Source organism: Limnohabitans sp. MMS-10A-178 (assembly GCF_003063375.1).
Classification (GTDB): Bacteria; Pseudomonadota; Gammaproteobacteria; order Burkholderiales; family Burkholderiaceae_C; genus Limnohabitans_A.
This window is the reverse complement of the sequence record NZ_NERY01000001.1, coordinates 1-22,678: the sequence shown is the minus strand read 5'-3', so window position 1 is coordinate 22,678 and position 22,678 is coordinate 1. Positions and strand designations below refer to the sequence as shown.

General features: G+C 47.1%; 16 protein-coding genes. 8 read left to right on the top strand and 8 right to left on the bottom strand.

Annotated features, from left to right (window positions below; genetic code table 11):
* Positions 1–257: 257 nt before the first annotated feature.
* The 7 genes from B9Z32_RS00085 (at position 258) to B9Z32_RS00055 (ending at position 7,774) form a co-directional block, all read left to right on the top strand.
* The gene (locus tag B9Z32_RS00085; RefSeq protein WP_158268157.1) at positions 258–1,274 is read left to right on the top strand and encodes a glycosyltransferase; all 1,017 of its coding nucleotides are present in this window, start codon (positions 258–260) and stop codon (positions 1,272–1,274) included.
* Positions 1,275–1,444: 170 nt separating this feature from the next.
* Positions 1,445–2,536 (top strand): glycosyltransferase family 1 protein, encoded by a 1,092-nt coding sequence (locus tag B9Z32_RS00080; protein WP_146179434.1) that lies wholly within the window; start codon positions 1,445–1,447, stop codon positions 2,534–2,536.
* Between the two features lie 4 nt (positions 2,537–2,540).
* Positions 2,541–3,689, top strand: coding sequence for a glycosyltransferase (locus B9Z32_RS00075; RefSeq protein ID WP_108419406.1), 1,149 nt, complete (start codon positions 2,541–2,543; stop codon positions 3,687–3,689).
* An 11-nt stretch (positions 3,690–3,700) separates the two neighbouring features.
* Positions 3,701–4,843, top strand: a complete 1,143-nt coding sequence (locus tag B9Z32_RS00070) for a hypothetical protein (RefSeq protein ID WP_108420870.1) — start codon at positions 3,701–3,703, stop codon at positions 4,841–4,843.
* Between the two features lie 11 nt (positions 4,844–4,854).
* On the top strand, positions 4,855–5,646 hold the full coding sequence (locus B9Z32_RS00065; protein WP_108419405.1) for an ABC transporter permease: 792 nt from the start codon (positions 4,855–4,857) through the stop codon (positions 5,644–5,646).
* Entirely contained in the window at positions 5,643–6,296 is a 654-nt protein-coding gene (locus B9Z32_RS00060; protein ID WP_108419404.1) for an ABC transporter ATP-binding protein, read from the top strand. The genes B9Z32_RS00065 and B9Z32_RS00060 overlap by 4 nt, the downstream gene beginning before the upstream one ends.
* Complete coding sequence (locus B9Z32_RS00055; RefSeq protein ID WP_158268156.1) at positions 6,293–7,774, top strand: glycosyltransferase family 1 protein; 1,482 nt, start codon at positions 6,293–6,295, stop codon at positions 7,772–7,774. Before B9Z32_RS00060 ends, B9Z32_RS00055 begins: the two co-directional genes overlap by 4 nt.
* Before the next feature lie 76 nt (positions 7,775–7,850).
* Here B9Z32_RS00055 and B9Z32_RS00050 read toward each other — a convergent pair whose 3' ends face one another.
* Genes B9Z32_RS00050 through B9Z32_RS00020 form a run of 7 tightly spaced genes read right to left on the bottom strand, consistent with a single transcriptional unit; the run spans position 7,851 to position 21,207 of the window.
* Complete coding sequence (locus B9Z32_RS00050; protein ID WP_108419402.1) at positions 7,851–8,747, bottom strand: GDP-mannose 4,6-dehydratase; 897 nt, start codon at positions 8,745–8,747, stop codon at positions 7,851–7,853.
* Between the two features lie 4 nt (positions 8,748–8,751).
* Positions 8,752–9,786 (bottom strand): GDP-mannose 4,6-dehydratase, encoded by a 1,035-nt coding sequence (gene gmd / locus B9Z32_RS00045; protein ID WP_108419401.1) that lies wholly within the window; start codon positions 9,784–9,786, stop codon positions 8,752–8,754.
* A 9-nt stretch (positions 9,787–9,795) separates the two neighbouring features.
* Positions 9,796–11,034 (bottom strand): class I SAM-dependent methyltransferase, encoded by a 1,239-nt coding sequence (locus B9Z32_RS00040; protein ID WP_108419400.1) that lies wholly within the window; start codon positions 11,032–11,034, stop codon positions 9,796–9,798.
* Positions 11,035–11,054: 20 nt separating this feature from the next.
* Entirely contained in the window at positions 11,055–16,715 is a 5,661-nt protein-coding gene (locus B9Z32_RS00035; RefSeq protein ID WP_108419399.1) for a glycosyltransferase, read from the bottom strand.
* A gap of 7 nt (positions 16,716–16,722) precedes the next feature.
* Positions 16,723–18,597 (bottom strand): hypothetical protein, encoded by a 1,875-nt coding sequence (locus tag B9Z32_RS00030; RefSeq protein ID WP_108419398.1) that lies wholly within the window; start codon positions 18,595–18,597, stop codon positions 16,723–16,725.
* A 13-nt stretch (positions 18,598–18,610) separates the two neighbouring features.
* A complete protein-coding gene (locus B9Z32_RS00025; protein ID WP_108419397.1) occupies positions 18,611–19,777 on the bottom strand; it encodes a polysaccharide biosynthesis/export family protein in 1,167 nt (388 codons plus the stop codon).
* Complete coding sequence (locus tag B9Z32_RS00020) at positions 19,774–21,207, bottom strand: mannose-1-phosphate guanylyltransferase/mannose-6-phosphate isomerase (protein ID WP_108419396.1); 1,434 nt, start codon at positions 21,205–21,207, stop codon at positions 19,774–19,776. Before B9Z32_RS00020 ends, B9Z32_RS00025 begins: the two co-directional genes overlap by 4 nt.
* A gap of 195 nt (positions 21,208–21,402) precedes the next feature.
* Here B9Z32_RS00020 and B9Z32_RS14270 point away from each other — a divergent pair, with 195 nt between their 5' ends.
* On the top strand, positions 21,403–21,534 hold the full coding sequence (locus tag B9Z32_RS14270) for a transposase (protein WP_108419395.1): 132 nt from the start codon (positions 21,403–21,405) through the stop codon (positions 21,532–21,534).
* Positions 21,535–22,454: 920 nt separating this feature from the next.
* Here the strand turns inward: B9Z32_RS14270 and B9Z32_RS00005 are convergent.
* Positions 22,455–22,678 (bottom strand): methionine adenosyltransferase domain-containing protein (locus B9Z32_RS00005; protein ID WP_158268155.1); only part of this gene is annotated, 224 nt, incomplete at its 5' end.

The following is a 22,678-nucleotide window of genomic DNA, read 5'->3' as shown; positions in this document are numbered from 1 at the left end:
TTAGAAATCTAAGCCCTTGATTCGCGCTACATATACTTTGCATTCTCATTGTGCTAAGCTAGGCCCAAGAAAGTAACTTGAGCTCGGAACCGATATTGTGGTTTAGTTCTTGTGCTCATTTTCCAATGACATTAATTGAAGCTATAGTTGGTATTTTTTCATACTCTAACTTGTACGTTGCTACTTGGGGTATGGCTACCAGCTTTGTATTGTGCGTGATACTGGTGCTGACAAAGTGGTTGCATGGTTCCCTAACCATGGACCATATGGATGGTGTACAGAAGTCCCATATTGCTCCAGCGCCCCGCATCGGCGGTGTGCCAATTGTGCTGGGGCTGTTATTTGCTTGTAACAAGGCAACTTTAGATGTCCAGGCTCTTATTGCGCCAATCCTGATTGCAGGAATGCCAGCCTTTATCTTTGGCGTGCTGGAAGACATTACCAAACGCGTCAGCATTATGCATCGCCTGATGGCGACCATAGTTTCGGGTCTGCTAGCCTGCTATATCACTGGGTACTCTATCTCTCGGGTTGACGTCTGGGGCTTGGATTATTTGCTCAGCTTTACACTGGTATCTGTCGCGTTCACCGCTTTTGCTGTTGGCGGCGCGGCCAACAGCATCAACATCATTGATGGCTTCAACGGTCTAGCAAGCACCATGATCGCAATAGCATTATTCGGCTTTGCCCTGATCTCTTGGCAAGTGGGCGACACCCTCCTTGCCAGCACCGCATTTGTCCTGGCCTCCTGTGTTTTTGGTTTCTTTTGGGTTAACTGGCCTCTAGGCAAAATTTTCTTGGGTGATGGAGGCGCCTACTTTTTAGGCTTTTCAGTGGCTTGGGTGGCTGTAATGCTGGTCGAGCGCAATCCCGGAGTATCAGCATTTTCAGCGCTATTGATTTGTTTGCATCCTATTACCGAAGTGCTCTTCAGTATTTATCGCCGTTGGATCAAGCATCTTAATCCTGGTCACCCAGATAGGCTACATTTTCACAGTTTGCTCAAGCAACGTTACGTTCGTCGCTGGTTTTCTGGACACTCGGATAATGCCCACAACTCCATTACGGGCCTTCTGATCGGGTTGATGACTCTGCCGGCTGTCATTATTGCTGCTCTGGTGCACAACAATATTTTGCTTTCCTTTTCTGCCGTTTTTTGCTTGTTCATAGGCTATACGACCATTTATGCCAGGATGGTGCGTTTCACATTTTGTTCGCCTTTCAAATTTGTGTTGATCAAGCCAGCGCCCTTGGGTAAAGCGTCTGGGGACTGATTTTCCTTCCGTAAAGCTTGCCTGCAAATATGAAGTTCTTGTACAAAATGCATGAAGGTGTAGACAAACAGAAGCCAAACATCCCAATTTAATAACTATGGTTATAGGGTCAAATCTTATTGATCAGTTCGTTAGGTGCATAATGAAACAATTTATGAATATTGATAACTTTGACTAAACAATTGGCAATTAATGGTAAGTTTGCTGCGCAAAGATTTACGGGTGTTCAGCGCGTCGCCGAGCAGTTAGTCCGTGAATTAGATATTATTGCAGAGGCTGCTGAAATTACTATTTTCTTGCCTCCAGGATCTCGGCACCTAGGTCTTAGTCGGATTCATGAAAAAGAGGTAGGGCCCAAGGGTTTGCCATTACATATTTGGGAGCAGCTAATTCTTCCTCAAGCAGCCAAAGGCCACTTGTTGCTCAATCTATCAGGTAGTGCGCCTGCCTTTTTCAATCGACAAATCTGTCTCATGCACGATGCAGCAGTATTTGATACGCCTTCTGCATATAAATTAGCGTTTGTTTTTTGGTATCGCTGGCTTTATCGACGTATTTCGCGCCATTCTGATTTTGTTCTAACCGTATCGGAGTTCTCACGGATAAGACTTATGAGTGTTCTTAATTTGAAACCTGAGAAGTTGTTAGTAATGCCTAACGCGGCAGATCACTTTGATAATCGAAGCATAACGGCAAAAGAACTCGAAGAATATTTAAATAAATATGCTCTGTCACCTGGGAAATACATTTTGGCAGTTGGCAGCAAAAATCCAAATAAGAATCTCAATGGACTGATGCAGGCTCACGCCAGTTTACCGACCGACCGTCTTCCACTGGTAGTTGTGGGTGGGAGCAATCCGACTGTATTCGCCCCCATAGGCCCTAAAATAACATCAGACGTTATCGACGTGGGCTCAATAAACGACAAGACTCTTTGCATGTTGTATCAAGGCGCTCGTGCACTAGTTTTTCCTTCTTTGTACGAAGGCTTTGGGTTACCCCCACTAGAGGCAATGGTGATGGGTTGCCCAGTTATCGCTTCTGACGCGGGCGCTCTTCCAGAAACCTGCGGAGATGCGGCCCTTTATGTAAAACCCAAAGATGTCGACGGAATTGCTGAAGCTATCAGACGTGTCAGCGTTGACGACTTGCTATTTGCTCAGCTATCATCAGCTGGAAGAAATCGCGCAACCCTATTTCGTTGGTCAAACACTGCAGAGCGTCTGGCAACAGCACTTTCACAGTCCGGTCTGAGGATGTAGTGATATGCGAGTCCTTCAGATTAGTAAGTTCTATCCACCTGTGATGGGAGGTATCGAATCTGTAGCGTGGGAGCTGACTGAAGGGCTAAACCGAGCGGGCGTCCCCACAGACGTATTATGTTCAAATCAGAAGCTGTGGAAAACGCAAGACAAAGCTGCCAGCGGATATCGTATCTGTCGTTCGGGCTCTCTAGGCACCGTGCTTTCCACTTCGATTGCTCCGTCAATGGTTTTTCACCTTCGTCGCCTCGCCACTGATTGCGAAATTATTCACTTGCATATGCCAGACCCAATGGCCGCCATGGCCGTGTTGCTGGCGCGACCCCAAGGTCGCCTGGTGGTCCATTGGCATAGTGACGTGATTCGCCAGCGCTGGGCTTTAAAACTGTATGAGCCATTGCAAGAATGGATCCTTCGCAGGGCAGATATGGTCATTGCTACCAGTCACTCATATTTCGAGGATTCCTATCCGCTCCAGCCTTGGCGTCACAAGGTTAGGGTGGTACCCATTGGCATCACAGACCGTGTTGAAGGGGCAGACTCAGCCAAAGTGGCAGCATACCGGCAACTAGCTGGCGGCAGACGCATTGTCCTTGCTATTGGGCGAATGACTTATTACAAGGGCTTCGACGTATTGATCGATGCTGCGGCGTACTTGCCCCAGGACTGCGTTGTCTTCATTGGCGGCAGCGGAGAACTCCTAAACGAATACCAAGAGCTAGTTATACGACGTGGCTTAAATAGTAGAATAGCGCTTTTAGGCCATGTCCATCAAGACAATCTTTTGAGCCTACTTGAGGCATGCAGTGTATTTTGTATGCCTTCAAATGTTCGTGCAGAAGCCTACGGAGTTGCTATGTTGGAAGCCATGTTAATGAGTAAGCCAATCGTTGCAAGTGATATTTCCGGTTCAGGAGTTCCTTGGGTCAACGTACACGGATTGACTGGACTTAACGTACCTGTTAGCAATCCAGCGGCTCTCGCTGCGGGATTAACTAGTATTCTGACTGATGACGAATTGCGCGATCGCTTCGGTAACGCCGCACGTAAGCGTTACCTACAAGAATTTAATGTTGACCTCATGATACAGAGAGTTCTCAATTTATACGGAAGTATGATGTCAACCTATCAAAGAAAGAACTTTGCTCAATGAACTTCCCTGCAATGGCTGATACCGTCGCCACTTCCGGCACAAACTGGGTTAACCGCTTAAAGGGCCAGATTGGCAGGTTCAATAGAATTTTCATAGCCATTGTAGCCATTCCAACATTAAGTGCAAGCGTGTACTTTGGATTTATCGCGTCGGATATTTATATATCAGAGTCACGATTTGTGGTCCGCAACCCACAACGCCAGACTCAAAGTACTCTGGGTGCGCTGCTACAAAGCACAGGCTTTACCCGCTCGCAAGACGACACTTACTCTGTACATGATTACTTGTTATCTCGCGATGCGTTGCGCGAACTTGATCAGCAACTACAGATCCGTAAGACCTTATCCTCTAGCAGTATTGATGTCTTCAACCGTTTCCCCGGCTTGAGTTGGGACGACAGTTTTGAAGCGTTTTACAAGCATTACCGTAAGTATGTGCAAGTAGATTACGATACTGTTTCGTCGATCACAACCCTATATGTACGGGCATACAGTGCAAGTGAAGCTCATGATTTCAACGACTTGCTGCTGCAGATGAGCGAGCGGCTAGTCAACAACTTAAACACCCGAGCAAGATTGGACCTTATCCAGGTGGCAGAACGAGAGGTACTCAAAGCGGAAGATCGTGCCAAAGATGCTGCTGCGGCTCTATCTGCATATAGAGATGGTCAGGAGGTATTTGATCCTGATCGTCAGTCTATGCTTCAACTTCAGGGTGTGTCCAAGATGCGCGAGGATCTGCTCAGAACAGAGACGCAAATAGCACAGTTACGAAAAATTTCACCTGAAAATCCGCAGATATCTGCTCTGATATACCGTGCCGAATCGTTGCGTAATGAAATAACCGAAGAATCTGGAAAGGTATATGGACAACTCAAGTCGTTCAGCGCAAAAGCTAAGGCCTATGACCAGTTGCAGTTGGAAAAATCCTTTGCTGACAGACAATTAGCAACAGCGATGGCATCCTTAGACAGTGCGCGTAACGAAGCACAGCGGAAGCAACTCTACCTCGAAAGACTGGTTCAGCCCCATACTCCTGACAAGGCCATGGAACCCAGGCGTATCCGTTCGATCGGGATGATTTTTATACTCGGAATGATCCTTTGGGGGGTGCTCAGCCTTATCGTAGCGAGTGTTAAAGAACACACCAACTAGTCCTTCGTAAAATGAAAACGTCTACAACTTTTCGAGAGGCCTTGCGTGTTCAATTGCGTGTTATTTACGCGCTTTTAATGAGAGAAGTAATAACCCGCTTCGGTCGTGAAAATCTTGGAGTTTTATGGCTGATACTTGAACCTGCATTGTTTACGCTCGGAGTAACTGGCTTGTGGACTGCCGCTGGTTTGCAGCACGGTTCCAACCTGCCCATCGTTTCTTTTGCCATTACTGGCTACTCATCGGTACTTATTTGGCGAAACACCGCAACGAAATGCAATCAAGCAATCATCCAGAACTTTAACTTACTTTATCACCGAAATGTGCATATCATTGATGTTCTAATTACCCGGATTATTCTTGAGGTCGCTGGAGCTACAGCTTCGTTCCTTATCCTTTGCCTAGCATTCATCGCCTTTGAAGTTATTGAACCTCCTGTTGACCTATTTGTTGTCTTGTGCGGTTGGCTGATGATGGCATGGTTTGGAGCGTCTCTTGGATTGATATTGGGTGCTGCCAGTTCATATTCGGAGCTCGTGGATCGTATTTGGCACCCCACCTCATACCTGTTGTTTCCGCTTTCTGGCGCTGCTTTTATGGTGGACTGGTTGCCTAAATTAGCTCAGGATCTTGTTATGCTACTACCTATGATACATGGTGTTGAACTCATTCGAGAGGGTTACTTTGGGCACCTAGTTAAAACACACTACAGCATTATGTACATGTCATTTGTGTGTCTGCTCATGAACCTTGTGGGAATGATTCTAGTGCGAGATGCAAGCCGAAGAGTAGAGGCTCCATGATCGCCATCGAGAATGTGAGTAAGTTTTATCGGACACGACAAGGCAGTAGACTGATTCTTGAGCAAATAAATTTTCAGCTCGAGCGAGGCAATCATGTTGGTATTCTTGGCCGAAACGGTGCAGGTAAATCTACGCTAATCCGGTTGTTAAGCGGTGCCGAGATGCCCACTTCTGGCAGAATTGTTCGAGCCATGTCAATATCGTGGCCACTTGCTTTCGGAGGAGCTTTCCAGCCCCACCTGACTGGACTTGACAACCTCAAGTTCGTCTGCAGAATTTATGGAGTGGACTACCGGGAAAAGGTCGAGTTCGTAGAGCAGTTTACTGAGTTAGGCATGTACTTTCGCGAACCCGTATCACACTATTCTATGGGTATGGCCACCCGTCTCGCATTTGCACTTTCTATGGCTGTAGAGTTTGACTGCTTTCTAATAGACGAGACTATGGTGGTGGGTGATGCCCGATTTCATGAGCGTTGTCATGACGAACTGTTCGTAAAGCGACGTGATCGTGCCTTCATACTCGTGTCGCATGATCCAAACGTTATTCGGGCGCACTGTGACACTGCATGCGTATTGCACCAAGGACGCATGCACCAGTTCGAGAGTATCGACGAGGCCTACCATTTTTACGAAACGGCCACTCTGTGAGATTGCTACTTGAAATGCGACCGGCCCTAGAAGGGCATGCGGGAATCCCGCAGGAAAACCGACTTTTGTTCAGGGCGCTCTGCACAATTGACGATTACGATGTGCAGGGCCTCTTGCAAAGTGGTAGCAGGGTACTTGCTCCAGGCCTGACAGTCGAGCGCGGCGAAATGCTCTCCTCGCTCCCTACGGATGATGCAATTGACCGCCTCTCTCGAGTGGTTATATCCCTTCAACCTCCATCGACCAACGAGCGACTAGCACGCAAATGGGGCACGTTGCTTTCAATACTCTCGCCTCTGGTAGCGGTTTACAAGGGGCTTTTCGGCCATATGCTCGCAATCGATGGCTTCGATCCGCAGCACTTCAAAGATTTCGTCTGGCGAAGCCTCTTTGCCAAAACCCTACCCCCCTCAGACATGGCATTAGTGACAGCTCGCATGCTGCGAGTACTAAGGATGCCCTATGGCGCCATGCATGCGGCAGGGCTTGTCACTGCTCGAATTGGTCGCTCTTGCTATCCTATTCTTGATACTGCGGGGGTTGACGTGATGATTGCTCAGACACCATACCCAGGCTCCCTGCGCACACCGACGCGATTAATCGTCCGTTATATGGATGCAGTGCCGATGTTCCAGCCGCACACCATATCGAGGCGTTCATTCCACCAAGCATCGCACTATGCGGCCCTGCGTCGCAATGTAAATGAAGGCGCGTGGTTTGCCTGCGCATCAGAGGCATCTCGCAAAGACCTTCTAGCTATTTTTCCACAAGCCGAACCACGTGCAGTGGTTATACATTGCATGCTTGCGCACCAAAATTTACTGGACGTAGAAGAGCCCGAACGGGTGGGTGAGGTTCTGAGCAAGCATCGGCAAACAATTTCTGGAGTAAGCTTATCGCCAGCGGATGATATACCACTGGCTCCTGAATACTTGCTGATGGTTTCGACACTAGAACCCCGAAAAAACCACGAGATGCTTATCCGAGCCTGGGAACGTTTACGCCGAGGTGCATGGCCAAACTTGAAAATCGTGATTGTGGGCTCCCTCGGGTGGGACTATGAGGGCATCATTAGGGAGCTATCGCCCTGGCTCAGGAGTGGCGATGCATTCCTTCTTGGCAATGTGCCGGCAAGAGAATTGCGAGTCCTATACCGCTACGCCCGACTCACGATATGCCCCAGTGTGGCAGAAGGTTTTGACTACTCGGGAGTCGAAGCAATGAGCTGTGGAGGAGTGGTTGCCGCATCTGACATTGCAGTGCATCGCGAAGTATTTGCCGATGCTGCTGAGTACTTCGATCCTTATGACGAAAATGCTGCAGCCAAAAAATTATCAGCATTGCTCCTATCAAGTGCTGAGCATCATCGCACAGTTTTGGTAGAAGCAGGTCGCCGGGTCGCAGAACGATATGAGCCAAAAGTGCTTCTACCTCTATGGCAAGAACTTATACGTCGTGTTAAAGAAGATGATCAATAATTAACATCGTGAAATCATAACCTGACTTAGCTAAATGCTGAGCAAATGTCGAACCTTCATGCATATTTGCTATCTACTAGTTATTGATCATCCATCTAAGAGTTTCGAGAAGTTTGTGGGGCTGAACTGAACCGATGCGAGATTCCAGTCGACTCCGACTGCCAAGAAGCATCTTCACTTCGTTTGCACGTACAAAACTAGGGTTGATACTTACAACCATGTGATGTCCGGAAATTTGCTGGGCAAGTTCCAGTACCTGCCCAAGTGTATATGCTATCCCAGAGCAGACATTGTAAGTACCGCCGATTGCTGACGGCTCCTCGAGTAGTCGGCAGTATGCATCTACAACCATGCGAACATCCGAAAAGTCCCGAGCTACATCTAGATTGCCCAGTTCGATGTGCTCAGCCCGACGCCGGATGTGATCAACGATCTTGGGGAGAAGAAACGTTGGAGACTGGCCAACTCCTGTGTAGTTGAACGGCCGCACGATGATGATTGGGAGTCGATCTTTGTAGAGCTTGGCGACGTGCTCCATCGCCAGCTTGCTGACAGCATAGTCGTTGGCCGGTGCAGGAGGGGTTGTCTCATCCATCACGCCCTCAGTTGAATTGCCATAGACATTTGCACTACTTGCAAGCAGAACTGCAGAGGGGAACACACCAGATTGTGTCAAAGCTTCCAGCAGATTCCGCGACCCGATAAGATTTGTCTGATAGATCGTGTCCACACTGCTATGTGGAACGAACGACACACCAGCAAGATTTATGACAACGTTCGGCCGAACCTCCTCGATCACTCGTATCAGGGAAGTTGTATCAAGTAAATCGCCTACATGCGACACATATGCGCTAGACTGGATAGCAGCTACAGTACTAAGGCCATGAACTTCGTATCCACGCTGTAAAAGCGCTGGAGCTATGTAACGACCTGTGAAACCGTTTATTCCTGTGACGAGCGCGCGAAGAGGCATCGGATTAGAACGAGAAGCCCGCTTCGTTGCGACGTAAGTCCGCCTCTACCATCATTTTGCAAAGTTCCTCTAAAGAAGTCTTTGGTTTCCAATCTAAGACACGCTCTGCCTTCGAAGGATCTCCGATCAGAAGTTCGACCTCCGCAGGTCGGTAGAACTTAGGGTTGATACGCATAATGGTCTTACCGGTTTTTGCATCAACGCCAATCTCGTTGACACCCTCCCCTTGGAATTCGATCTCAAAATCTACAGCCTGTCCAGCAAGTCGAACAAAATCACGAACTGTCTCTGTTCTATTTGTAGCTAGAACAAACGTATCGGGTTGTTCTACCTGGAGCATGCGCCACATTCCTTGGACGTATTCCTTGGCAAAACCCCAATCTCGTTTGGCATCAATGTTACCCAACTCGAACATCTCGAGTTGGCCAAGGTGAATCTTGGCAATGGAATCCGTGATCTTGCGCGTGACAAATTCCAGTCCACGTAACGGTGACTCATGATTAAACAAAATTCCGCTGCAAGCAAATATATCGTAGCTCTCGCGATAATTTATGGTCATCCAATGTGCGTATAGCTTGGCTACGCCATAGGGACTTCGTGGATAGAATACTGTAGTCTCGGACTGTGGGATCGCTTGAACCTTGCCAAACATCTCAGACGTGCTAGCTTGGTAAAAGCGGATTTTACGGTCGACAATGCGGATCGCTTCAAGTAAATTCAGACATCCAACACCTGTAATTTCCGCTGTTGTAGCCGGCTGTTCGAAGGACACGCCTACGAAACTTTGAGCGGCAAGGTTATAGACTTCCTGAGGACGCGCTTTTTCAATAAGGCGGATGCAGGTGCCCAAGTCGGTCAGGTCAAACTCGACTAGATGCAGTCGGGGGTGCTTTGCGACACCAAGTTCCTCCAATCTCCAGAAGTTTACTGAACTTGTGCGACGAAAGGTGCCATAGACCTCATAACCCTGATTCAGAAGAAATTCTGTGAGGTAAGCACCATCCTGACCCGTGATACCCGTAATGACCGCAGTTTTCATAATTGTGCTTCAAATGATTTCAATTTCAGGGAAAGGGAAGATGAAGCGACCACCGCTGGCAAGATATTCCTTTTCTCGGCGAAGAATACCTTCTTTAAAATGCCAGGGTAACACTAGGAAATAGTCGGGTTTCATCGCACGAGCTTCAGTTTCTGAAATGATTGGGATGTGCGTGCCAGGGGTGACTCGTCCAAATTTCTCTGGGTTCACTTCTGCAATGGCGGGGATGTCCTGAGCCGTGAGTCCGCAAAACTGCAACACGACATTACCTTTTGTTGAGGCACCATAGCCAAGAACTTTCTTACCATCTGCATTGAGCGCGCTGATAAGACGCTTCAAATCGTCACGGTGTCGGAATACTCGCTCTTCGAACTCACGGAAGGGTCTAGGCGTTCCAAGGCCCATACGTTCTTCCTGTTCCAACAGCCAGTCGATTACAGCCCGATTGCTTTTGATGCTTAGGTTGCCTACTTTGGCAGCCGTCACGGCAAAGCTGCCACCATTCACTGCATTCATGACCACATCTACAATCCGAAGTCCAGCAGCATCAAGGATCTTCTTGACCGAACCCAATGAATAATACTCCAAATGCTCATGGCATATGGTGTCGTAGGAATTGAGGCGCAGCATGGAAGGCATGTAGCTTTGCTCGAAGTGCCATACTCCATCATCTGCCAAGATTGATTCAATCTGCTTAGCAAATTCGATCGGCGCCTCTAGGTCATAAAACATTGCTATCGAGGTAATCATACGAACAGGCTTGCTTTCTACCGACCGGTAAGCATCCGCCGAGAAAAAGTCAGGCACTAGGGTTACGTCGCCCGGGTAGTACTCCTTAAATTTGCGTCCAGTAGGATCAATGCCAATACGGCGCAGACCTGGCGTCTGATAGGCCTTCAAAGTAGTGCAGTCATTGCTGCCAATGTCCACTACCACATCGCCTGACTTTGGTTGTACCAACCGCTCGAGATAAGCTATTTTGTCAGTAAGGTGGCTCACCATGGACTGGTTCAGTCCAGAGCGGTACCCATAGTTGTCACCGTACATTTCGGATGGCTCATAGGAGTGTCGCAATTGCAGCAACCCCCCGTCAGGACACCAGACTAGTTCGAGGGGGCCTTGGGTTATCTTTTCATCTGCACTGCGAGGGAATACCCCGGTGAGGGCTTGATGGCCGAGATTTAGAACGCTGATTAGGGTCTGACTCTGTGCAATTCGGCACTTATCTATTGCTTTGTATGAACTCATGTTAACTCCATCTGTAAATTTCAACAAACACTTCCAAAAACATCTTCAGCAGGCAAATTCGCTATGGACATACCTTTTTCCTGAGCTCGTAGATAAGATTCTTTTAATTGAGGTGCAATACCCTTGAACTCCTCGAGATGCTTTAGCCGATTGACTAACCGTCTAATAGAAATAAACTCAGCGTTACCCTCTGGATCATCTGAGCAAATCTCCGACATAAAATGGTTAATACTTGGTATCAAGTTCAGTCGCCATTGATCAATTGCCAAAGGGTCTCCCCCATAGCGCTGCGCGACATCAAAAGCTTCAGGTAGACGCTCAAGAATCCACAAAGAGGCGTACCTCATCCAAGAGACATTCATGTTCACAACCAACTGGGGCGCCCCAATCCAACATGCAGGCTCATCCATCATGTAGTTCAAGACATGGTAAGTTGTTGGAATACAAGATAACATAGACGAGAATGGTCTGCCATTGGTATCCTGGGAATAGGCTCGAATAGCATGGTCACGCCGCAATACAAGGCAATATATTGCTGTAAAGAAATTCTCCGATTTCGCACACATGTCCCGAACAGTACCAACGGCATCATCTGTAACAGGGCCAATAGGTGTCGAATCATTCAAAAAGACATCGATATCCTGAACAGTTTCTGCATTGTCATTTCTTGTGTACGCATAGTTCATGTAAACCAATGCAGTCAAAGGATTATTTCTTATAGTTGATAAAACTCGTTCGATAGTACCTGGGAGTAAAAGATCGTCATCTCCAAGTATCCAAACATACTGCCCAGTTGCCGCATTAGCCGTTACTCGAAGATTTCCTAGCATTCCTACGTTTTCGGGATTACGAACATATTTAAAGTCAGGACGCGACAAATAACCTTTAACAATATCAGGCGTATTGTCAGTAGAAGTGTTATCACATATCAATAGTTCGACATCGGGATGCGGTGTTGGCCATAATCTAGCTAAATTGCGAAGATTTACACCAAGCCAAGCAGCTCTGTTGTAGGTGGAAATACATATCGACAACAAAGGCCTGGGTTTTAGATTAGGCATAACGTCATACAACGTTCCGGAAAGTTGGCATTCATTTGCCGAGATGAAGTTATGAACCAATTGTCGCTCGCTAGCAAGCGCTTCCAACACCGAAGAAGCATAATCCATCCATGTCAGAAATGGCCGTGCAATAGCCTCTGATGTCAGTTTGCGAACTAATTCCTTGTCCTCGGTCAATTTCTGGATACCATCTTTCAACAAGGTTGCGTCTCGTACATCGACAATTAGGCATCCGCCGCCCTCAGCGACTTCACGCATGGCCCCATGGCTAGCACATATGCAAGGGCGTGCATTCCAAATACTTTCCAATATTGGCAGTCCAAAACCTTCTTCGATAGAAGGATAGACGGTGAAATCACAATCATCATAAAGTTTCTGAAGTTCAGTATCACTGCTCTTTCGAATCCACTTGGTACCAGGAAGTTCATCGACTTGCTTCTGCACTTCAACCGATAAATCAACGAAAGGGTCCCCGCCTACGATTACAAGTTCCACATCAACAGTGCAAGTACTTTTAAGTTGACGAAAAGCTTCTAGCAGAGTCAAGTGATTTTTTCTAGGCTCAACGGTCCCAACACAAAGAACCTTAATAGTTTGGCCAGCGGGTTTTAATTTAATTGCTAAATTACGAGGTGACTCGAGAAACTCGCCAGGTAAAGGACATGTGATTATTCGATGCTCTAGTTCACCGTGCCTTGTGTTAGTTTGCGTAAGGAACTGAAGCAACTCACTAGTACTGTAAAGAGAATTTGGAAGTACTCGATCAACCAAGGCTAGTTCATGCATGTACTCAGTATGAGCTCTCACCGCTTCAGGTGGATAGATATTTTTTAATTTTGCCGGAATTGAATCGTGAAACACCCAAGCACAACGCAAATTATTTGCATGTGCGAAATCTCGAATGGCCTTTGTTTGCAAATGAGTAACTTCCGGAACAAGTAGCCAATCGGCCTGGGTAACCAATGATAGAGGTTTCCAAGCAGACCAAGAATCGGCCCTAGGACCATTCCAGCGAGCCAAATGTTCTAATTCACTGTCAGTCGCTCGAACAAGCGTAGACTCGGCTTGTGACCAGCGAACGGGAATCAATTCGGCACCAGACTCAATCAAAACTCTTGCCAATCCTCTTACTACCCTTTGTATTCCAGTGTTCGAGTGATAGTGACTAGTTTGATCCACCCAGTAATATATCGTCCCTAAGTTTCTTAAAGGACTTGCAAAACGCTGTACCTCAGACACCAACTTCGATGCATAGTCACTCCAAGTCTGAATGGGACGTGTCATAGCTTCAGTCTGAAGTGTAACAAATAGCGCAGGATCGTCGATTAATCGAGTTATGGCACTTTTGAGTTGACTTAATTCGCGCGTGTCTACGGTCAAGCATCCTCCACCTGCGGCAACTTCACTCATAGCACCGAAATTCGCGCAAATACATGGCCGGGAAAACCAGAGACTTTCGAGAATTGGTAGTCCGAATCCTTCCATAACCGATGGAAAAACTGTGAATGCTGCAGTGTGATACAACTCCGCAAGGTGTTCGTCTTCCACCTCACCCAAATACTTAATTCTCGGGTTGTTGACGGTTGCGAGGTGAAGTTCGCCAGCGAGATCGGGATGTAGGTTCCCAGCCAAAGCAAGTTCCCAATCAAGTTCAGGGCGCTCAGCGCAAAGTTGCTCAAAAGCGTGGACCAGTAACATCTGATTCTTATGAGGAACGATAGAACCGACACTGAGTATTCGTTTGGCCGCTCGACTTGGTGCCGTACGAACTCGGGCAAGCAGTTGAGATTCTCCCGGGAGAAAAAGAGTTTGAATAATTGGCTTAATGCCTTGCACGCACATCTGGTCCTGAGACAGGAATGCGCGTAGATCAGTTGCAACCCATTCTGAAATTGGAAACACCAAATCGGCAAGCATCAATTGCTGCATGTATTCTGCATGAACAGCACTCATCGGGGCCAACTCTGGCCTGCGCAAAGGTGTAGCGTCATAGAAGATAAATGCAGTGCTCAACTTGGCAGCAGCAGCAGCGGCAATAACATCCAAGGTGAGATTTTTTCCATGGAAGTTGATGTGTGTAACTTCAGGGATCAGAAGTAGATCTTCAACAGCATATTTGTTGGCACCCACCTCAATCTCGACTTCACCGGCTTCAGGATATTGGTTTGTGATCTCGGTCGAAATGGAAGGACCATTCCAGCGCGACAAGTGCTTCAACTCATTTCGGCTGATGAGAACTAGTTTGTTTTTGACTGGACTCCACTTCACAAATGTAGGATTCTGTCCAGCGCGAACGAGCGCATCTGCCAAACGTCGAACCACACGCTGCATTCCCGTATTGGTTGGGCAAACAACAGTGTGATCCACGTAATAGTAAAAGCGGCGAGCTTTTTTCGTATGAGTACTGTTGACTACCGGCGTCTGCTGCGAATTGCTGGGATCAATACGAATTGAATTTTCAAGAATCAACCTAAGGTTATCACTCATTTGCCGTTGAATATCGGCAATAGCAGCATCAATCTGATCAAAGCGCCTCTTGTCATCTTGATGAAGTCGATAGATCAGATTTTCTGTAGAGCGAACCTGAGTTTCGAGTTGATCTGTAGTGGCGCGAAAGGCGCGCCTTATAAGTCGGCCTAAAAACGGGGGGAGCCTCCGAGGGTAGCGTTCAATGAGTTGATTCAAACCTGGTAATTCGACTTGGCGGTTACGAGCTTCTTGGGATCTCCCGATGCTTGCTATGATGGCACCTTTTGCTTCACCACGCCTAATCAGACCAAGATAATGCGTAAAACCAGATGGATCAGGAGATCTTCCCAGAATCGTCAGGTAAGTGCACCGTACAAAATCCTCGTCGTGCAAATCTAAAAGCGCATCGACTGTTGTTAAAGGTGTTTGAGGATGAATAGGTTTGCTCATAGATAAGTCTTCAGTAGGGAAATTTAATTTCGTTTTTATTGTTTCTGAAACTGGATACTCTTCAGGAGTCGACAAACTTTTAGGAGTAGTGGATAAATTGACTTGTAGAGAATTAGGGGCTATGGGAGCTTTATCGTAATAATTATTGTAACTCGAAATGTCCGAATAATTAGCTCCAATTAACCAACGCACAGGAGCTAAAGCTCGCCACATCCGACTTGATTTGATTTGATGCAAAGCATCCAAAGCTGTTTTCTTCGCTGAATACGCTTCATCCATAAGCGCTTGCATTTCGACAAGTTCGTTGTGCAAATGCATTTCTATGGACTGATAGGTCTGTTTTAACTCTTCGATAGATAGCTGAAAACCATGCGCTATTGCTTCAACTTGATTAGCATGACGTTCACCCGTTTTTGCAGAGTCTGCCTGCATCGAGGAAATGATTGTCAAAAGTTCCGTGACTTTTTGATCCTGCACTGTCAGCTTATCAAACGTAGTACTCACTTGCTGCTGCAACTTTACCTCGCGGGCACGAGACTCGGAGGTGATTAGTGCTCTCTCCTCGAGATCTGCCTCCAATCGACCGATTCGGTCTGCCAACGCATTGATCTGATCAGATTTTCGCTCAACCTCCGTAGCCAGTGCATTTTTCTCAATAGCATTACCCTCGTGCAAAGCATTCAATTCAAATTTGTGGCTCTCTTGAGCATCAAAAATCATCGCTTCAGCAGTCGCCAGTTGAGTCTTTAGTGTGTCCAGCTGCAGATTGCGTTCTTTGCGCTCGAGGATCAAGTCAGTAATTTCGGAGGTGAGTTGAGAGTTATGCGTAACTGAGCTTCGCATTTGCTCCTGGAGCAAATCACGTTCATTTCGTACATTGGCCAAAGTCGATTGAAGGTCTGTGATGTCTTGCCAATGTTGCCGCGAAGTATCGTCAAACTGACTCAATTTTTCGGCTGCTGAAATTTGTTCCTGAACAAGCCGATGTACTTGGCCCTGGAGTAAATCACGTTCATTCCGTACATTGGCCAAAGTCGATTGAAGGTCTGTGATGTCTTGCCAATGTTGCCGCGAAGTATCGTCAAACTGACTCAATTTTTCGGCTGCTGAAATTTGTTCCTGAACAAGCCGATGTACTTGGCCCTGGAGTAAATCACGTTCATTCCGTACATTGGCCAAAGTCGATTGAAGGTCTGTGATGTCTTGCCAATGTTGCCGCGAAGTATCGTCAAACTGACTCAATTTTTCGGCTGCTGAAATTTGTTCCTGAACAAGCCGATGTACTTGGCCCTGGAGTAAATCACGTTCATTCCGCAAATCAGCGAAAGTCGTTTGTAAATCTGTTAAGTCTTGTATGTATTGATTTGAAGTGTTGTCTAATTGTTTCAGCTTCTCGGTGACGGCATTCCGATCCTGTTCAATTCGACTAAGTTCAGCCAGAAGTTGATTTTCTCGCTCTATCAGTTGCCCATTAATTACAATAACGTCCTGAGTCTTCTCAAGTTGGTGCATGTGTTCCGTGATTTGCTCGCGCAAGTGGACTTCACTGGCTTCCAGTTCACGCTGGCGATCTAGAGCCGCATCTAATTGAGCACCCAAACGGTTGGTTTCGGCCACCAGTTGAGCTTCACGTTCGACAAATGCGAGATTAATCGCCTGCAAATCTTGCGCCCAATCTTTGAGATTTTGAATGCCATTCATGATTGGGTCAGGAGCCTCTTCCGTGGATTTTATAATTTAGCGGTTCTGGGGAGAAACCCCAAACAGACAGGCCGCGTTCGTTTTGAATCTCAATCCTAGTATCTGACGATGCTTCACAAAATATTTCAAATTCTCTTACACCAAATCCCAGCCAACGTATATCACCCGACTCTTTAAGAGAATAGGGACTTTCAAGTCCAGTGAGTTCAAAAGTCAACTGCACAAGTTCTGAATTTGCAAGAACACTAACTTCCACCACATGGGTGTCAGGCATTCCAGGGCGAAAAAAAACGTAGCCGCTTGTATCACCTGAATGGCGAATGCGAAGAACAGGTGCCGACGCGATTAATCCACTGTAAATAAAGATGTGTAGGCGCAACTTCAAGAGGGCTCCCAAAGCGACCGCACGTTTAGAAACAGGAATATAAATGCATGATCGTATTTCGCTTGACCAATAACCCCATGCTTCAGGGGGGTGAAATCCATCCACAAAATATGTCTTAGAGGATCCACCACCCATATCCACAGTTCGATGCTCTCCGATTTCCATTGGCGGATCAAGAAGCTCTATTTGCAGGCCAGTTTTATGTGCTAGTTGCATTGCTTGTGCAGGCGCTAAAGGCGTTGCTTTGTAACTGAGCATGCCCCCAAGGAGTGAATCGCGGCAAAATGAATTGAGACCCAATGCTGGTATTAGTGTTTTTCGGCCTGCTGCCTGACCTAGATCGTGCTGCAGTGCAGCATAAGCCCACTGGTCAAGGCTATTACGAGCATAGTTCTCTCCAAAAGAAAAACTGTTCGAACTAGGGTCTTGGGAGTAATGACGTTCGCCAGTCACATGCAAGACTTCAGCCCAAAATGAGGGCTCAAACAACCCATGACCAATCGGAATTTCGGCGGCCAAATCACAATCTAGAACTAAGAATTTATTGCGCGGATCGGCCAACAAGAATTTTGTTTCAAAACCCATTGCCTGAGCTTCGACACCCAAAGACGATGAAAGTGTTATGACTTTGGGAATAGATTTATTCGAAAGAAGCACGCCGTAGCTGTTTACATTGGTCGAAATGATTGTCTTTTCAAGGCTACCACGCAAAAACTCAGTGATTTGCGTACTGCTTGGCTGACTTGGATGCTCCATGAAAACGAGCGAATCAAAATCATTGAGTTCACTCTGTAAGCGATCAGCATAGTCTGACCAATTCATAAATTGACCATCTTGAATGATCGCTGAGTCAACTGCTGTTTGCCCGACCAGTACCGGAAGTCCTGGAGGAATCGCAAAAACAGGCATTAATCTGCGTCTAAACATCGCTCGATACCTATGTACCTGATGAGTAATTTCGTGCGAATCGACCTCAATTTTCGAAAGTGCGGCAAAAATCAATGGGTCGTTTGTTGTGGCACTGAAACATAAATCGCGCAAAAACCGAAGAGGATGAATGCGGAGGTCCAGGTAGCGTTGCCCACGAGCATGGATGCAACGCTTGATAACAGGAGGCAGTTCAAATCCGATGACCAACTCAGAGTTACAGAACTGTTGTACGTACCAGTCGACGCAACCGAAGTCTTTCGCGTCATAGTTCTGCGCCCATGCAGTCGCAGGATCTTCTCTGTAAGCTGCTAGTGCAGAGTCTCCCATCCTTTCTTGTAACTCTTCGGTTGTCTCTGGCCCAAGAAAATCTACAAGGTTTACCCCAGGATTTGCTGCCAATAAACCCGGAGTCAGCAATTCCCGTAACCACTCTAAATTACGGTGTTGGAAATTCGTGCACTCGGAATCAGTAACTTCGAGGCGTAGAACATCACATGCAAATGCGATTTGAAACTTTGCCCTTTTAGCGGACCTTGCTTTACGTTTAATGACACTAGGACTGCGCATTTAAATTAAATTGCTACTTGGTGACCTGGACTGTCATCAAAGCCTGGTACGCGAAAGGTAAAACCAAATTCAAGAATTTCTGGATTTCAGCAGCCGGTGAATTGGATACATAGACAATGTCTTTGTTGTTGATCGCAAAGCTCTGCATCACAAAAAAACTGCTGGGTTTTTTGAGATCAAGCCGATATACCACCGGAACCATTCCATCGGGTGACGTCACCACAGGCTGCTTAGGCCAGGGCAGAGCAACTTCAGGCTCGAAGCGAAAAATAAATACGCCTTGCGCGTCTGAGCGCGAATCTAGCAGACCTCCAGCTCGCGCAAGTGCCTGCGCCAGAGTAATACCTTGAGCCTCGAAATTGATTTCTTCGTTTTTCCCCGTCGCTCCGAGCGCAGTGAAGCTCAGCGGCTGGAACATTGCAGTGATTACATCGCCCGGCTTCAAGGTAATATTCTGCCGAGGATCACGGATGACTGTATCCAAAGGAAGCGTAAGGTATTGATTTCCGCGAGTGATCTGCAGTGTGGTCCTGCTGACTGCCTGGCGCACCCCGCCAGCAGCCGCTAAAGCGTCAAGCAAACGTTCACCGCCAGGGGTGAGAGGAAGGCTAACGCTTGTTGTAACGTCTCCCACAACGGCAACTGTTGCAGATCTGTTGCGTGTACGCCGAATCAGCACTTCAGGTTGATGCGACTTTTTTGCAAGCCGCTTGATTATTTCTGCTTCTATTGAGGCGATCTTGCGACCTGCTGCCGGCACTCTTCCAGCAAAAGGCACGACAATGAATCCTTCTCGGTCAACCACCTGCTCTGGCAACGTGGTAGCGCGGGAGCCTGTTGTTGAGACTTGGGCCTCGAGGGTATTTCCACCAAACAACGTGGCTGGAGGCGCTTCCCATATGTGCACTTCTAGTGCATCTCCTACTCCCATTGTGTCAGTCGACTCCGGATGTGGGCCTGTGCCATAGACTTCAGAGAACAGCAACTGTTTGCGCAGCTTTTGCAGTCTACGTGTGACTTCCGCGTCAACTTCTACAACCTGAATTGAAGCTCCATCAACGCTGGAACTGCTGCTGTTTATATCACTGGCTGGAGGGCCCGAACTTGGGAGAGTTGTGCACCCAGTCAGCAGAACAATGGAGATGAGGGCAGTAGAAGGCTGAAAAGAAAAAAAACTCATGCGCGGCCGTATTTGTCTTCAAATCGGACGATGTCGTCCTCCCCAAGGTAACTACCTGACTGCACCTCAATAAGTTCTAGCGGTAACTTGCCCGGGTTGTGCAACCTGTGCGTTTGGCCCAAAGGGATGAAGGTACTTTGGTTCTCGGTAAGCAAAACTGTCTTATCACCTACTGTAACCTCGGCCGTGCCAGAAACGACTATCCAATGCTCTGAGCGATGGTGGTGCATCTGAAGGCTCAGGCTGGCGCCAGGCTTGACCATAATTCGCTTGACTTGAAAGCGTTCACCTGATCCGATGCTGTCATACCAACCCCAAGGCCTAGACACCTTACGATGCAGAGTTGATTCCTTGCGTCCACGCTTCTGTAATAAAGAAACAATTAACTTTACATCTTGAGATTGTTCTCGATTAGCCACCAAAACGGCATCATCAGTCTCGACAACAACTACATTGTTCAACCCCAATACCGCAACTAAACGGTTATCGCTTCGCACCAAAGAATTGTGTGAGTGAACGAACAAAACATCACCCTGCGCATTATTGCCGTAATCGTCGTTCTCTGAGTATTGCCATATTGCATCCCAGGCACCCAAGTCGGACCAACCTGCGTCCAATGGCACCATGGAAATGGGGATACCGCTATTTGGACACTTCTCAATCACAGCGTAATCGATAGACTCAGACGGTAAATTCAAAAATTCTGATTTGCCAAGACGCAGGAAGTATTCGTCCACTTGGCGACTTGCCCAGGCGAGTTGACATGCATGGTGTATGTCTTCACGAAATAGCCTAAGTGACGACAGCCATACCGAGGCCTTTAGAACAAATATTCCACCATTCCAATAATAATTTCCATCTTCCAGATAGAGTTCTGCAGTGGCAACACTGGGCTTTTCTACAAAGGCTTGAACTATACGAACGTCTTCATTACCCGGGGCTAATATATAACCAAAACCAGTTTCAGGTCGCAGTGGTTGTACGCCTAGCACCACTATATGACCGTTTGCGGCACTGTCTATAGCCAAAGCCATCGCACGCGAAAAGGCCTGCTCATCTTTGATGCCCTGATCGGCGGGGGTTACCACCAAGATCGGATCATCCCCATCCTTACAAGCCTCTAATGCTGCCAGTGTTAACGCTGGCGCAGTATTACGCCCTTCGGGCTCAAGTAATATTGTTGCATCATTAATTCCGATCTCTTGCAGCTGTTCCTGCACCATAAAGCGGTGCCCTTCGTTTGCCACAACAATTGTTGGCATCTCTTTGTCGCCAGCGTGACAAACGGCCCTCATTCGTTGGGTTGCCAGTTGTAACAGTGAATGCTCACCTGATACGGTTAAAAATTGCTTTGGAAAAGCGGCGCGAGATAGTGGCCAAAGGCGGGTGCCGGATCCACCTGCCATAACAATTGATTGAATTAACCGCATTTAGATCCTTAAATACGAAAACATTAAGCTCAAAGCTAAGCTTTGGAAGCACTTATTATATCTATTTCTGAGCTAGCCTCCTTAATTTCAGCCTGGTCTTGACCCTGTATTACAGCCCCAACGGTATTACTTAAACTAAGAACTAGGGGTAAGTCCAGGGATACTACTAAGTCATCAAAAAGACATAACCGGGTAATGGTATTCACCAGTTTTCAGCACCGTAGGCGCTGGACTCCTGAGCAAAAGATTGAAATCTTCAAACAGACTAATGAACGAGGAAGTTCTGTGTCTTTGGTTGCACGCTGGCGTGGTTTGACTGCTTCTTAATTCTCTCAGTGGCGCAAAGCTTATTGGGAGGGTTCTTTGGTCGTCGTCAATGCCGATGAAAATGTCGTCCCAGCTTCTGAACATCAAGAATACAAGAGATGTATTGAACAACTTGAAGGTGCGCTGAGCCGCAAAAATCTAGAAAGCGAGATTCTCAAGGAGGCTGTGGCATTTGTCAAACCTAAAATGTAGGTTGCGCGCGCTCTTGTAATCCTCGTGGACGATCAGTAAGAGCGGTGTGCATGGCTCTTGGCGTATCGCGCAGTAACGTGTTGATCAAGAAAACTCGTTCATCTGATTGGGCTGATTTGACCAAGTCAACACACAAAGCCGATGATGCGGATTTAAAGGATGCCTTACCCCGTATGGTCAAAAACCGAGCTACTTATGGATGTAGAAGGGTCTTGGCTAGGCTGAAGATAGATAGCCTCCAGATTAATAAAAAAAAGCGGGTTTACAGGGTTATGCGCGACGATGGCTGGCTGCTTTTCAGACAAAGTCATAGACACTTGGACAACAGAAAGCATGAAGTCACTGTGGCGATCAAGGAAAGCGATATACGCTTGTGCTCAAATGGATTGGAGCTGTCTAACGATATCTGGTAGCGAGTCCGTGTAGAATTTGCGCTGAATTGTACTTACAGAATTGAGCTTGGTAGAAACTACTTATGACATCGATGCAGGACTGGTTTAGGTTTAATGATGAAGGCAGTGTAAAGGCGATTTGGTTCAAACGGCAAGTCACTCAATACGATTGAGTGAGTGACATATAATGTAAGCTGCTACACAGCAGTTGAGACTGGGAGCTATGCACACTTCCAACGTTTTTTCAATATCAAGTTGTTGAAAAAAAGGCAAGCACTTTACGGTGGTTGCCTTTTTTTGTGGAGCATCACTCAGGATGCGCTAAAGGTTTAAATTTTACTTCAAGCCAGCCGCCGCACGCAGTGTGGCGGCCAAGTTGGTGCGTTCCCATGTGAAGTTAGGTTCATCACGGCCAAAGTGACCGTACGCTGCAGTCTTGCTGTAGATAGGGCGCAACAGGTCGAGCATTTGAATGATGCCCTTTGGACGCAGGTCAAAGTGCTCATGCACCAAGGCTGCAATTTGGTCGTCAGAGATCACACCAGTGCCTTCGGTGTTGA

Bases quoted from the DNA above. Each gene is read 5' to 3' on its own strand.
- B9Z32_RS00030 (WP_108419398.1), bottom strand. From the start codon at position 18,597: ATGCGCAGTCCTAGTGTCATTAAACGTAAAGCAAGGTCCGCTAAAAGG.
- B9Z32_RS14270 (WP_108419395.1), top strand. From the start codon at position 21,403: ATGGTATTCACCAGTTTTCAGCACCGTAGGCGCTGGACTCCTGAGCAA.
- B9Z32_RS00085 (WP_158268157.1), top strand. From the start codon at position 258: ATGGACCATATGGATGGTGTACAGAAGTCCCATATTGCTCCAGCGCCC.
- B9Z32_RS00025 (WP_108419397.1), bottom strand. From the start codon at position 19,777: ATGAGTTTTTTTTCTTTTCAGCCTTCTACTGCCCTCATCTCCATTGTT.
- B9Z32_RS00020 (WP_108419396.1), bottom strand. From the start codon at position 21,207: ATGCGGTTAATTCAATCAATTGTTATGGCAGGTGGATCCGGCACCCGC.
- B9Z32_RS00060 (WP_108419404.1), top strand. From the start codon at position 5,643: ATGATCGCCATCGAGAATGTGAGTAAGTTTTATCGGACACGACAAGGC.
- B9Z32_RS00070 (WP_108420870.1), top strand. From the start codon at position 3,701: ATGGCTGATACCGTCGCCACTTCCGGCACAAACTGGGTTAACCGCTTA.
- B9Z32_RS00040 (WP_108419400.1), bottom strand. From the start codon at position 11,034: ATGAGTTCATACAAAGCAATAGATAAGTGCCGAATTGCACAGAGTCAG.
- B9Z32_RS00065 (WP_108419405.1), top strand. From the start codon at position 4,855: ATGAAAACGTCTACAACTTTTCGAGAGGCCTTGCGTGTTCAATTGCGT.
- B9Z32_RS00035 (WP_108419399.1), bottom strand. From the start codon at position 16,715: ATGAATGGCATTCAAAATCTCAAAGATTGGGCGCAAGATTTGCAGGCG.
- gmd (WP_108419401.1), bottom strand. From the start codon at position 9,786: ATGAAAACTGCGGTCATTACGGGTATCACGGGTCAGGATGGTGCTTAC.
- B9Z32_RS00075 (WP_108419406.1), top strand. From the start codon at position 2,541: ATGCGAGTCCTTCAGATTAGTAAGTTCTATCCACCTGTGATGGGAGGT.
- B9Z32_RS00050 (WP_108419402.1), bottom strand. From the start codon at position 8,747: ATGCCTCTTCGCGCGCTCGTCACAGGAATAAACGGTTTCACAGGTCGT.